At 72.8% G+C, this 12,693-nt stretch carries 7 protein-coding genes; 3 read left to right on the plus strand and 4 right to left on the minus strand.

All coding sequences use genetic code 11. From position 1 onward, the window contains the following. Nucleotides 1-469 precede the first annotated feature (469 nt). Nucleotides 470-2,029, plus strand: a complete 1,560-nt coding sequence (locus tag ACIHCM_RS27775; protein WP_399901313.1) for an APC family permease — start codon at nucleotides 470-472, stop codon at nucleotides 2,027-2,029. 229 nt (nucleotides 2,030-2,258) lie between these two features. On the opposite strand, the gene ACIHCM_RS27780 is transcribed toward ACIHCM_RS27775, so the two are convergent. The 4 genes from ACIHCM_RS27780 to ACIHCM_RS27795 form a co-directional block, all read right to left on the minus strand. Beyond that, nucleotides 2,259-7,052, minus strand: coding sequence for a hypothetical protein (locus ACIHCM_RS27780; protein WP_399901316.1), 4,794 nt, complete (start codon nucleotides 7,050-7,052; stop codon nucleotides 2,259-2,261). 109 nt (nucleotides 7,053-7,161) lie between these two features. After that, nucleotides 7,162-8,034 (minus strand): hypothetical protein, encoded by an 873-nt coding sequence (locus ACIHCM_RS27785; RefSeq protein WP_399901319.1) that lies wholly within the window; start codon nucleotides 8,032-8,034, stop codon nucleotides 7,162-7,164. A gap of 22 nt (nucleotides 8,035-8,056) precedes the next feature. Then, entirely contained in the window at nucleotides 8,057-9,583 is a 1,527-nt protein-coding gene (locus ACIHCM_RS27790; RefSeq protein WP_399901322.1) for a hypothetical protein, read from the minus strand. A 69-nt stretch (nucleotides 9,584-9,652) separates the two neighbouring features. After that, nucleotides 9,653-10,372 (minus strand): GntR family transcriptional regulator, encoded by a 720-nt coding sequence (locus ACIHCM_RS27795; protein WP_399901325.1) that lies wholly within the window; start codon nucleotides 10,370-10,372, stop codon nucleotides 9,653-9,655. A 180-nt stretch (nucleotides 10,373-10,552) separates the two neighbouring features. Here ACIHCM_RS27795 and ACIHCM_RS27800 point away from each other — a divergent pair, with 180 nt between their 5' ends. Next, the gene (locus ACIHCM_RS27800) at nucleotides 10,553-11,872 is read left to right on the plus strand and encodes an MFS transporter (RefSeq protein WP_399901328.1); all 1,320 of its coding nucleotides are present in this window, start codon (nucleotides 10,553-10,555) and stop codon (nucleotides 11,870-11,872) included. Further along, complete coding sequence (locus ACIHCM_RS27805; RefSeq protein ID WP_399901331.1) at nucleotides 11,869-12,690, plus strand: putative hydro-lyase; 822 nt, start codon at nucleotides 11,869-11,871, stop codon at nucleotides 12,688-12,690. The genes ACIHCM_RS27800 and ACIHCM_RS27805 overlap by 4 nt, the downstream gene beginning before the upstream one ends. Nucleotides 12,691-12,693: the final 3 nt, after the last annotated feature.

A 12,693-nucleotide genomic window follows, 5' to 3' on the forward strand; every position in this document is an offset into this window, starting at 1 on the left:
GGCACTCCGGTCGTGCCGACGAGGGTGCCGCCGAGGCCCAGGCCTGCCCGCTGGCGGTGGCTTCGAGGCCGGGCCGGCCCCGCTGACGACGGCTCCGAGCCCAGGCCGGTCCCCCGCTGGCGCGGCTTCAGGTCCGGCCGGTCCCGCCGACGAGGTGCCGTCGCGGCGCATGCCAGCCCCGCTGACGACGGTGGCCAGGGACCGCTGACTGGTCTCGCCGGTGGCTGCACCCACCTGCTGCAGGCCGGCCGCGCCGCCACATCGGCGCCCGCACTGCTCAGCCCAGACATGCCGCAATCAGCGGCGGGGTCCGCACCCTGATCACGCCGTGGGCTCGGGGCCGGTCCTCGCCGGCGAGCGCGTCACCGGCAATGGTGAGACCACGCAAGTGCCACACCGCACCCTCGCCACAGGGCTGTTCACCCCCTAGCCTGCCTCCCTCGTCCCCAAGGCCACCAGGAGTCCGCCGATGACGACGACGCAGAAACCCGTCGACCCGGATCATCAGGACGACGCCGAACTCACCGAGTTCGGCTACCGCCCCGAACTCAAGCGCACCCTCGGCAACTTCCACACCTTCGCCGCCGGGATCAGCTACATCTCGATCCTGACCGGCACCTTCCAGCTGTTCTACTTCGGATACGGCAGCGGCGGCCCCGCCTACTGGTGGTCATGGCCGCTGGTCTTCGCCGGTCAGTTCATGGTGGCCCTGTGCTTCGCGGAGCTGGCCGCCCGCTACCCGGTCGCGGGCTCGGTCTACAACTGGTCGAAGAGGATAGGCAATCCGCATCTGGGCTGGCTCGCGGGCTGGATGATGCTGGTCGCCTCGATCGTGTCGATCGCGGCCGTCGCCCTGGCGTATCAGCTGACGCTTCCGCAGATCTCCTCGGCCTTCCAGTTCGTGGGGGACGGCACCGGCACCTACGACGTGGCGACCAACGCGGTGATCCTGGCCGCGGTGCTGATCCTGTTCACCACCGTGGTGAACGCCTTCGGCGTCAAGCTGATGGCGAGGATCACCACGGCGGGCGTGTTCATCGAGCTGATCGCCACCGTCGTACTGATCGTGCTGCTGGCGGTGAACATCACGCGTGGCCCGCAGGTCGTGCTGGAGACGGCCGGTACGGGGTCGGGTCACTCGGCCGGTTACCTGGGAGCGTTCCTGGTGGCGTCGCTGGCGTCGGCGTACGTCATGTACGGCTTCGACACGGCCGCCTCGCTCGGCGAGGAGTCCCTGGACCCGTCCCGCAACGCGCCGCGGGCCATCATCAGGGCGATCGTCGCGTCCTTCGCGCTGGGCGGGCTCGTGCTGCTCCTCGCGCTGATGAGCGTCTCGGCGCTGAACGGGGACAAGTTGTCGACCCAGGGCCTCCAGTACATCGTGCTCGACGTGCTCGGCCCGACGGCCGGCAAGGCGATGCTGTGGTGCGTGCTGATCGCGGTGACCGTGTGCGCGCTGGCCGTGCACACGGCGGCGATCCGGCTGGCGTTCGCGATGGCCCGGGACAACAACCTGCCCGCGTCCGCGCTGCTGGCGCGGGTGAGTCCGCGGTTCCGGACGCCCGTGCTGCCGGCCGTGGTCATCGGGGTCCTGGCGCTGGCGATCCTGGTGGTCAACATCCGCCAGCCGCAGATCTTCACCGTCGTCACCAGCATTGGCATCGTCATGATCTACCTCGCCTATCTCGGCGTCACCGTGCCCATGCTGGTGGCCCGGCTGCGCGGCAGGTGGCAGCCCGCCGAGGGCCGTTTCTCGCTGGGCCGCTGGGGCCTGCCGGTCAACATCGCCGCCGTGCTGTGGGGCGCCGCCATGACCGTCAACCTGATCTGGCCGCGGGCCTCGGTCTACAACGCCTCGGCGCCCTTCCACTGGTATCTCCAATGGGGTGCCGTGCTGTTCGTCGCGGTCATCGCGGGCGGCGGCTTCGCCTACTACTGGTTCGTCCAGCGGCACCGCACGGGCGTTCTGGCCGAACACCGTCTGGAGAGCGCGCCCGCCGCTCCGGCCACGGCTCCCACCGCCGACTGACGGAGGCATGAGTTCGACTACTCATCGTCGGCGACACGGCACCGCGGGCGCGTCGTGGCCGCCCGGCTCGCCATGGGTCCGTCGGTCGCCCTGTCCGTGCTGGGGGCGGGGCCGAGTGACGTCCGGGGCGACGACGTACGGAAACTGGCCACGCCCCGGCGTCCACGGCACTCGCGCCGGTGAACCTGCGCATTCTCGACAGCAACGACCCGGGCGCAGGTTCGGCCGGCTAGACGGGCCTCTTGAACATCCGCGTCGCCGTGATCTCGCTGTGCACCGTCTCGCCGGAACGGGGCTGTTGCGGCAGCCCCGGCCGGAGGTGTTCCTCGACGCTGATGTACTTCAGGCCCGCCCGCAGGTCGGCGTCGTTGCGCAGGCGGATGACCAGCGGGAACTCGGCCAGCGCCGTCGTGTCGAACAGGCCGGTGGTGTACAGCAGCTGCACGCCCAGGGCGTCCGAGACAGCTCGCTGGAGTTCCAGCAGGTACGTGGCGTTGGCGCGGCCGATCGGGTTGTCGAGGAAGAGGGTGCCGGCGTGCCGGTGCCTGGCCCGGCCCCGGTCGTTGGAGCGCAGCGCGGCCATCGTGCAGTACAGGGCGATGGCCGCGGTGAGCAGCTGGCCGCCGGAGAACACGTCGCCCATCTGCCCGACGGGTACGCGCTCCGCACGCAGCACGGCGTCCGGCTTGAGGATCTCGACGGCGACGCCCTTGGGCTGGAGGGCGGCGGCCACGCCTCGCAGTAGCAGGGACATACCGTCGCGGCGCAGGTCGGAGTTCTTCTTGACGGCGGCCCGGGTCGCCTCGTCGACGACCTCGCCGAGACGCTCGGTGAGGGTGGCCTGGTCGGGCTCCTCGAAGCGGATCCGCAGGAACTCCTGCCCCGACCACTCGCCGAGTCCTTCGGGCAGCCGTGACAGCCGCTGCGCGGACCGCAGGGTGGCCAGCGCCGACTCGACCAGCCCGCGCAGCCGGTCCACGATCGAGTCCCGGTTGCGCTCCAGCTGCTCCAGTTCGTCGGTGAGGACCCTCAGCCGGGGCGCGAAGGCGCCGGCCCACTTCTGCGCGTGTTCGGGCAGTGCGGAGGCGGGCAGCTCGCGGATCTGCTGGCGGGCGGGCGTGCGTACCTGCTCGTAGCGGGTGGAGTTGGCGTGCCGGACGAGGATGTCGCTCGCCTCGCGCACGGCGGCCTCGGCGGCGGACAGGTCGCCGGCGCAGCCGCGCAGCGAGCGGCGGGCCTCGGCGGCGGACTGCCGGGCGTCCTCCAGGCCGCCCGGATAGGGCTCCGGCGCGTCCTGCTCCTCGTCACCGGCGTGCTCGCGCAGCAGGTCCCGCAGCAGCGCGGCGATCTCGTCGAAGCCGCTCGCCGCGTCCTCCGCCGCACGGTGCGCGTCGAGCAGCTCGGTGTGCGCCTCCCGGGCCTGGGTCAGCGCCTCGGCGCGGGAGGCGAGTTCGCCAGTGGCCGTACGCAGCAGTGTCTGTGCGTGCTCGGCGTCGCGCGGCTGGAGGTCACCGGGCAGCTCGGTGTGCGCCTCGCCCTCTGCGGGAGCGTGCCGTTCGGCCTCGCCGCGCAGCCGGCCGAGCTGCTCGCTCGCGCTGGACATCCGGGTCTCCAGAAGCTGGACCAGCTCCTCCGCGCGCGCGGCGGCGGCCTGCCGGGACGGCCCGTCGGAACCGTCGGGGGACTGAAGCAGCTGTTCCGCGCGTGTGCGGACCTTGTTGCTCAGCCGGTCCAGCTCCGCGCGCGCCGCGCTCTCGTCGCTCTCCGCCCGCGCCTGTTCGGCCCGCAGATCGGCGCCGACGCCGACCTTCTCGTACACCTGGGACGCCGCCCGGTACGCCTCACGCAGAGCGGGCAGGGCAGCCTTGGGCGCGTCCGCGTCGTCCTCGGGTACGTCGTCGGGTGCGCCGGCGATCTCGGAGCGCTCGGCGCGCAGCGCACGCGCGGTGCGGCGGGTGTCGTCGGCGGCCCGCTGGGCGGCACGCCGGTCCTCGTCGGCGGCGCGGGCCCGCTCCAGGCAGGTCTGTGCGAGAGCCTCGGACTCGGCGGCCTCGTCGGTGAGTTCGCGCAGCTTGACCTGCCAGCCGGCCCGTTCGCGCAACCGGAAGGCGAGCCCCGCGAGGGCGTCGGCGGAGCGCCGGGCCTTCTGCGCGGCCTCCTGCCGCTCCTCGCGTACCTGTGCGGCTTCCGTGGCGGCCTCCTCGGTCTCGGCCCGTGTGGCACGTGCCTCGGCCAGCTCGGCCTCGGTCTCCTCGGCGAAGGCCCGCGCCTCGCGCGCCGCCCGCGTCAGCTCCACCAACCGCCCGGCCGGGCAGCCCGTACGCCAGGACGCGAGCCGTGCGGCCAGTTCGCGGTCCTTGCCGAGCCGGGCCGCGAGCGCGCGGATCTCCTCGTCGCGCTCGGTCGCCCGCGCGCGCAACGCCCGCCGCTCCTCGTCGGCGGCATGCTCGTCGTGCATGGCGGGGTTCGGCGGTACGAGGAAGACGTCGCCGTCGCTCGATGTGCCGGGGGCCGGGGTGGGCGCGAGCAGGGCGGCCGCCGTGCCGACCGCCACGGCGGAGCGGGGCAGCAGCGCGGCATCGCCGAGCGCTTCCCGCGCGCGGACGTGCGAGGCCGGGTCCGTGATGATCACACCGTCCACAAGCTCGGGCCGGGCGGCCAGCACGCGCGCGTGGTCGGCGGGGTCGACGGCCTGCGCGAGGTAGCGCCAGCCGGGCAGGGCCGGGATGCCGTGCTCGCCGAGGAACTCCACGGTCGCCAGCACGTCCGGGCCGGGCGGCAGCAACCCTCCGTCGCCGAGCGCGCCCAGGATGCGGGCGTCGTCGGCGGCGGCGGTGCGCAGCTCGAAGAGCTGGCGCTCGGCCGAGAACACGGTGTCGTCGAGCAGTTCGCGCAACGCGTCGGCGAACCGGTCGAGTTCCTCGGGGGTGAGAGCACCTTCGGCGACAGGGCGCGGGGTCCTGGGGGTGCCGTGGCGCGGGTGGGACGCCCGGGAGGCCGGGTCCGTGCCCGCCGCTCGCCCGTCCGTGTCCTCGGCCGGCTCCGACGCGTCGGCGGGCGCCGGCTCGCCGGAGCCGGGTCGCCCGGACCCGGCTCCCGTCGCGCCGTCGGCACCCGCTCGCGGCGCGGGCACGCCACCGGACGCCGCGCCGCCGGACGACGCCGCGCCGCCGGACGTGAGGGGCAGGCTGAGCAGCTCCGCGAGCCGTTCCTCCGCCGCCAGGGCCTCGGCGGTGCGCCACTCACCCTCGTAGGCCCGCTCCGCCGCGGTCGCCGCATCCGCCGCGCGGGCCGCCGTCAGCTCGGCACGCGACTCTGCGGACGCCGCCTCCCGCGCGTGCTCGCTCGCCCGGCGGGACGCCTCCCGTGCCGTGTCCCAGGCGGCCACCGCAGATTTCTCCGCGTCGCTGGCGGCGAGGGCGGCACGGGCCGGGTCGGCGTCGGGAGCGCTGTCGTCGAGCCAGCCCGCGCGCACCGCCTCGGCGGTCTCCTGCTCGACCTCGGTCAGGCGCTGCCGGAGGTGCCCCACCTCGCTGCGGGCGCGCTGCGCCTCGGTGGCGGCGGTGGTGGAGTCCCGGTACGCGCGGTCGCTGACCTCCTGGAGTGCGGCGGAGCGCTCCTCCTCCTCGTTCGCGAGCGCCTCGGCGCTCTGGGCCGCGGTGTGCAGGGCCCGTACGAGGTCCACGGCTGCCCTGGTCCGCGCGGCGAGCGCGGGAGCCGCGTCGCGTTCTGCCTCCTGGATCGCGGCGGCCACGCGCGCGACCCGGTCGGCGGCGGCGCGGTGGCGCAGCACGGCCTCGGCGGCCTGCCAGGCCGAGTGCAGGGTGCGCGCGTCGGCGAGCTCACGTTTCTGCGCGGCCGCCGACTTCTCGGCCGCGGCCAGTGCCAGGGACGCGTGCCGGTAGGCGAGTTCGGCGGCGATCAGGGCGCTGCGGTCGCGCGCGGACTCGGCGTGGGTGACGGCGTAGGCGGCGGCCGTGACCCGCTGGGCGAGGTCGGCGGCCCGGACCCGCTCCTGGGCGCCGCGCGCGGAGAGGCGCCGGGCCAGCGTGCGCGTCCGCCGCTCGGCACCGGCGTGGATGTCCCGCGCGCGTGTGCGGGTCTCGGCTGCCTCCACGATCCGCCCGAGCAGATCGACCGACCCCGCGGTGAAGTCCCGCTCGGCGATCAGTTCGGCCCGCCGCCCGAGCTTGTTCCCGAAGCCGCTGACCAGGTCGGCGAGGCCGTCGGTGTCGCGGGTGTCGGTGACCGCGCGCAGCAGCAGGTCGGTGAAGTCGGAGTCCTTCTTCACCGCGAAGAGACCGGCTGCCTCGCCCTCGTCGGCGTTCATCTCCCGCTGGTAGCGGAAGAGTTCGGGGTCGAGGCCGAGGTCTCCGAGGTGCTCGGTCCAGCGCTCGTGGATCTCCTCCCAGTGCACTTCGAGGTGTGGATACGCCTTCCCGGCGTCGGTGAGCGCGTCCCGGAACCCCTTCATGGTGCGCCGCCGTCCCTGCGCGCCCGACTGGCCCTCCACGGAGGGCCGTACGGCGGTGGCCTCGGCGACGGGCAGGTTGTCCAGGGTGAGCCCCGGTCCGGGCCGGAAGGAGTACCAGGCCTCGGCGAACTTCCGAGGGTCGTTGGAGACCTGACGCCCGCGCCACTCGCTCACCTTGCCGACGACGACGCACTCGCCGGTCAGGACGTGCTGCCACTCCAGCGCGACATGCCCGCAGTCGTCCGCGAGCAGGAACTTGCGCAGCACACCGGAGCTGGCGCCGCCCAGCGTGTTCCGGTGCCCCGGCAACATCACCGAGAAGATCAGCTTGAGCAGCACGGACTTGCCGCCACCGTTCTCCAGGAACAGCACCCCGGCGGGCGCGGGACGGCGCGGCGGGCCGACCGGCTCCTCCTCGAAGAACTCCGCCTGCGTCGGCGCGGGGTCGGGCACGGGTTCGCCGACACCGCGCAGGTCAAGCACGGTGTCGGCGTAGCGCGCACCGGCGGGCCCGATGGAGTAGAGGCGGACCCGGGACAGCTCGTACATGGCGGACTCTCGTAAGTCTTCGGCAGATAAGTCTTCGGCAGATCAGGAAGTTCAGGCGCGGCGCGGAGGATCAGTCGGCGGCGCGGAGGATCAGGCGCGGCGCGGAGGCTCAGGCCGAGTGGAACGGCAGTCCGGCATCGGCCACCAGGTCCAGGTCGTCGCCCTCTTCCGGGGGCAGCAGCGTCGGCGTGCCGTCGGTCACCGGGACGACCCCCAGCTCCAGCAGCTCGGCCATGGCAGCGCTTCCGGCCATGTCCCGCACCTGGAGCTGGTAGCGGGCGGTCGTGCGGTAGGTACCGCCGTTGTCGTCGCCCGTCCGCTGCAGGAAGCCGGAGTCGGTGAGGAAGGCCACGGCCTTGCCGACGATGCCGGTCGTGGACCCCGCGAGGCGCCGTGCGTCCTTGGTGGCACCGGTGGCGCTGCGTCTCACCCAGATACGCCAGGCGGCCTCCAGGCTGGGCGCGTCGGTCGCGGGGTCGGTGTTCTCCCCCTGCTCCGCGGCCCGCTCCTCCAGCCGCCGGCAGGCCTGCCGTACGAAGGCGTCGACACCGTTGACCGTCACACGGCCGATGTAGCCGTCGTCGGCGAGGTCCTCGGGGCGCGGGAACGCCATCGCGGCGACGGCCAGATGCGCGAGTCCGTGCAGGAACCGGTCGCCGGAGTCGGCTGCCGTACGGCGCGCGTAGTCGCCCATCCGCACGGCGAACACGGAGTCCTCGGCGGCGGTCACGGCCATCCCCGCACGCGCGGACACCTCCAGTACGACCAGGCCCAGCCCGGTGGCCACGGCGTCCGCGAGCCGCGCGAACGCCGGGTGCTCGCGATACCGCCGCAGCAGGTCGGCGTACTCCTGGTCGCGCGCGGGCAGCAGCTTCGGCTGCAGCCCGAAGGCGACGAGCCGCGCCGCGTCGGCGGCGTCGGCTGGCGTGACGCCGGCGCTCACCGCCGTCCCCGCGCCCTCCGGCTCCACGTGCTCGCTCACGATTGCAACTCCTCAATGGTCATCACGCGGCCTCCGTCCGGTCCGCCGTCATCCCCGCGGCGTCCAGCAGGGCCGTGCCGACGATCAGGTCGGCCCCGCCGAACTCGGGATCGTCCAGCTCCGTCCCGTCGTCCACGGAGAACAGCAGCTTCTGCTCGCCCTGCCGATACGCCGTCCCGACCGGCGGGCTGGCCGCGTGGACCGCCATCAGCGCCACCAGGTACGGCAGCTCGGGATCGGTCCGGCGGGCCTGGGCCAGGAGCCCCGACAAGCGTCTCGGCGCGTCCGCCGGAAGGTCCAGCAGCGCGTTCGCCGCGGCCAGTTGGTCCTCGCTGAACCGGCTGTCGTCCGGTGTGGCGATCAGGTCGGGCTCCGGCATCTCCACCCCGAGGTGCTCGCGCTCCACCGGCGGCGTCAGGAGTATGTCGACCAGGTCCCCGACCCGGACGGTCACCGGCTTGCGCAGGCCTGTGCCCTTCGCGAAGAAGGCGTCGGTGACACGGATCGCCTGCTCCAGCGGCAGCGGCAGCACCGGCGCGACCAGGTGCCCGTACAGGTCGATGCCCGCCGTGGACATCGGCGTCGCGAAGGCCTGGCGGTCCTGCTCGGCGCGGAACAGGGGCCCGGCCTCCAGCAGTCGCGACTGCAACTGGGTGTGCCGCCGGATGCAGTCCTTGACGATGTCGACCAGCTCGGCGGCCCGCCGCTTGTGCTCGGGGTCCTCCGACTCGTCCCGGGCCCTGCGGATGTTGGTCAGGATCGCGTTCTCGTGCCGGTACCGGTCGGCTACGTGGTCGAGTGCCTCGGCGATCATGTCGGGCACGGTGCTGAGCCAGTCGACGGCGCGGACGTTGCGCCTGGTCGCCTCCAGGGCGCGGCGGAGCGTCTCCGAGTACTGCACGGTGCGGTACCGCGCCTGCTCGGCGGCCAGTTGCGCATCGGCCAGCCGGCCGCGGTTGATCAGCACCTCCAGCTTGACCTCGGCCGCGATCTGGGCGCTGGTGACATCGGTGTCCAGGGCGCCGACGAGGACGTTCACCGCCTCGTCGGTCGTGCGGAGGTAGACGCTGCCGCCGGGCCCTGGCACCTCCTCGATCAGCTTGAAGTCGTAGTCCCGCCGGACATATGCCCCATCGGGTGCGAAGGTGCCGTAAACCGTACGGAATCCGCGGTCCACGCTGCCGACGTTGATGAGGTTCTCCAGGACCCAGCGCGCGACTCGCTCATGCTCGGCGGCCGGCCGCCGCGGCGCCTGCGCCGCGATGCGCGGGACGAGCCGGGCCACCACCTGGTCGTGGTCGGCGCCTGTGTCGAAGTCCATGTTCAGCGTGACGAGGTCGATCGCGGCGAGGGCGACCTCCGCCATGCCGTAGACCGAGTACTCACCCGCGAGGTTGGCCTTGCGCGCGTCGAGGTCGTGCAGCGGCGCGGTGCAGGCGAGCGCGCGCAGCCGCCGCGCCAGTCCCTCGTCGGCGGCCGGGCCCAGGGCTGGGCGCGGCCCCGCGCTGAACTGGGGCGGAACGCTGTCCGTCGATGCAGGCGAAGTCACGGTGCACAGATTAGGTCCTCGGTCTGACAACAGCCCAAACGACGCAGATGCCGCCCGGCGTCACGACGGTCACGCGGGACCGCGGGAGACGTCCTGGGTGTCGTCGCCCACCCGCCTCCGGTAGACCTCCACGACCCGCTTCAGGGAGTCGTCGAGGTACACCTCCAGCAGGCGCTCCGCCTCGCGCCTGTCACCCGCCTGAAGGGCCTGCAGGATCTGCCGGTTGCGGGTGAGGTAGGGCTCGTGCAGCCGCCGCGGGTCGTCGACGACGTGGAAGGCGAGCCGCAGTTCGGCGAAGACGCTGCGCATCAGCTCGTCGGTGCGCTCGCTGGCGGCGAGGGCGACCAGCTCGCGGTGGAAGTGGATGTTGGCCGTACCCAGGCCTTTCCAGTCATGCTCGACCGCCGCCCGCTGCCCTTCCGTCACGGCCGACGCGAGCCCGTCGAGCGCGTAGGGCGGCTCACCGAGCCCCCGGACGACGGCGCACTCGACCAGACGGCGGGTGCGGTAGATGTCCTCGACGTCCTCCACGGCCAGGACCCGGACGAAGACGCCCCGGTTCAGCTCGTGCACCAGCAGACGTTCATGGGTGAGCAGCCGGAAGGCCTCGCGCAGGGTGTTGCGGGAGACGCCGAGCGCCCCGCCGATGCTGTCCTCGGACAGCCGGGCGCCGGGCGGGAAATAGCCCTCGGCGATACGGCTCCTGAGGATGTCCGACACACGCTCGGCGGTGCTGGTGCGCCCCAGGAGGGCCCGGTCGCCGGCCAGTCCCGTCAGCTGCTCTGCCATGCCCGGAATTCAATCGCAGATACCAGAACGAAACAACACGAGTATTGAGGGATCGTTGAACGATCCTCTACGTTGCTACGAACGGCGCCGCCCCCTCCCTCACGGCGGCGGCGCCGCCACGCTTCCGCACGGCACGGCTCAGTCCGCAAGCACCCTCCGTCCCCCCTCTGCGAGGTGCCCATGAGCACGACCCCTCCACCGCAGGCCCCGACCACCGACGCCCGCCCGGAAAAGAGTGAACGGAACGACGGCGACGGCGCGTTCGGCTGGCTGCGCGCACTCGGTCCGCGTGGCCGCCGCGCCTTCGCCGGTGCCTTCGGCGGCTACGCGCTGGACTCGTACGACTACTTCACCCTCCCGCTGAGCATGGTCGCCCTGGCCGCGTACTTCGGCCTGGACAGCGGTCAGACGGGCCTGTTCACCACCGTCACGCTCGTCGTGTCCGCGATCGGCGGCGCCCTCGCGGGCGTACTGGCCGACCGGATCGGCCGGGTCAAGGCGCTGATGATCACGGTCGTCACGTATGCCGTCTTCACGGTGGCCTGCGGCTTCGCGCCCAACTACGAGACACTGCTGGTCTTCAGGGCCTTGCAGGGCCTGGGCTTCGGCGGCGAGTGGGCGGTCGGCGCGATCCTGGTCGCCGAGTACGCGAGCGCCAGGCACCGGGGACGCACGCTCGGCGTGATCCAGAGTTCCTGGGCCGTCGGCTGGGCCCTGGCCGCGATCGTCTACACGCTGGTCTTCTCGTTCCTCGACGAGGGCCTGGCCTGGCGCGTGATGTTCTGGACCGGCGCGCTGCCGGCGCTGCTGGTCATCTGGATGCGGCGTCGCGTCCACGACGCTCCTGGGGCGACTGCCGCACGGGAGAAAAGCCCGCAAAAAGGGTCATTCGCGGCCATCTTCAAGCGAGGCACGGCCGACACGCCGGGCCTGCTGCGCACCACGTTCTTCGCCGTGCTGCTCTCGACCGGCGTCCAGGGGGGCTACTACACGCTGGCGACCTGGGTGCCGACGTACCTCAAGACGGAGCGCGACCTGTCCGTGGTGGGCACCGGCGGCTATCTGACCTTCCTGATCTCCGGCGCCTTCGCCGGCTATCTCACGGGCGGCTACCTCACCGACAAGCTGGGCCGGCGGCGTAACATCTGGCTGTTCGCCCTTCTGTCGGCGGTCTGCATCCTGGCGTACGCGAACATCCCCGGCGGCGCCAACACCCTCGTGCTCGTACTGGGGTTCCCGCTCGGGTTCTGCATGTCGGCGATCTTCAGCGGCTTCGGCTCGTTCCTCAGCGAGCTGTACCCGACCGCCGTGCGCGGCACGGGGCAGGGCTTCACCTACAACACCGGCCGGGCCGTCGGCGCGGTCTTCCCCACCACCGTCGGTTTCTTGGCGGACAGTTGGGGTGTGGGCGGCGCGCTGGTCTTCGGTGCGATCGGCTACGGACTCGCGGCGCTGGCGCTGCTGGGGCTGCCCGAGACGCGTGGCAAGGAGCTGGTGTGAAGCGCGCCGACGACCGCCCCCTGACCCTCGTGGACGAGCACGCGCGCGCGTGGACCCCGGAAGCGGCCCGGACCCGCTTCCGCGCGGGACTGACCGGCCCCACGGCCGGGGTCGCCGCCGGCCACACCCAGGTCAACCTGATCGCGGTGCCCGCCGAATGGGCTTGGGACATGCTGCTGTTCTGCCAGCGCAATCCCAAGCCGTGCCCGGTCCTGGACGTCACGGACGCCGGTTCCTGGACGACCGTGCTCGCGGCCGGCGCGGATCTGCGCACCGACCTCCCGCGCTACCGGGTCTGGCAGGACGGCGCATTGGTGGACGAACCGACGGACGTCCTCGCGCACTGGCGGGACGACTTGGTGTCGTTCCTGATCGGGTGCAGCTTCACCTTCGAGTGGGCACTGTCCGCAGCGGGGGTGCCGCTGCGCCATGTCGAGCAGGGACGGAACGTGCCGATGTACGTGACGAGTCGTCAGTGCCGTCCGGCGGGGCGTCTGAGCGGGCCCATGGTGGTGTCCATGCGCCCGGTGCCGCCCTCGCGGCTGGGGGCGGCGATCCGGGAGAGCAGTCTGCTCCCGGCGGTGCACGGCAGCCCCGTGCACTGCGGTGACCCGTCGGCGCTCGGCATCGACGACCTCGACCGGCCCGACTTCGGCGATCCGGTGACCGCCGATCCGGACGACATCCCGGTGTTCTGGGCCTGCGGGGTGACTCCGCAGGCGGCGGTGATGGCCTCCCGCCCGCCGTTCGCCCTCACCCACGCACCGGGCCAGATGTTCCTCACCGACGCCCGCGACGACCAGTACCGCGTGGCCTGAGCA

This window comes from Streptomyces sp. NPDC052023 (assembly GCF_044548465.1).
GTDB lineage: Bacteria > Actinomycetota > Actinomycetes > Streptomycetales > Streptomycetaceae > Streptomyces.

Coding starts and splice junctions, on each gene's coding strand:
- ACIHCM_RS27775 (WP_399901313.1), top strand. CDS start 470: ATGACGACGACGCAGAAACCCGTCGACCCGGATCATCAGGACGACGCC.
- ACIHCM_RS27780 (WP_399901316.1), bottom strand. CDS start 7,052: ATGTACGAGCTGTCCCGGGTCCGCCTCTACTCCATCGGGCCCGCCGGT.
- ACIHCM_RS27795 (WP_399901325.1), bottom strand. CDS start 10,372: ATGGCAGAGCAGCTGACGGGACTGGCCGGCGACCGGGCCCTCCTGGGG.
- ACIHCM_RS27800 (WP_399901328.1), top strand. CDS start 10,553: ATGAGCACGACCCCTCCACCGCAGGCCCCGACCACCGACGCCCGCCCG.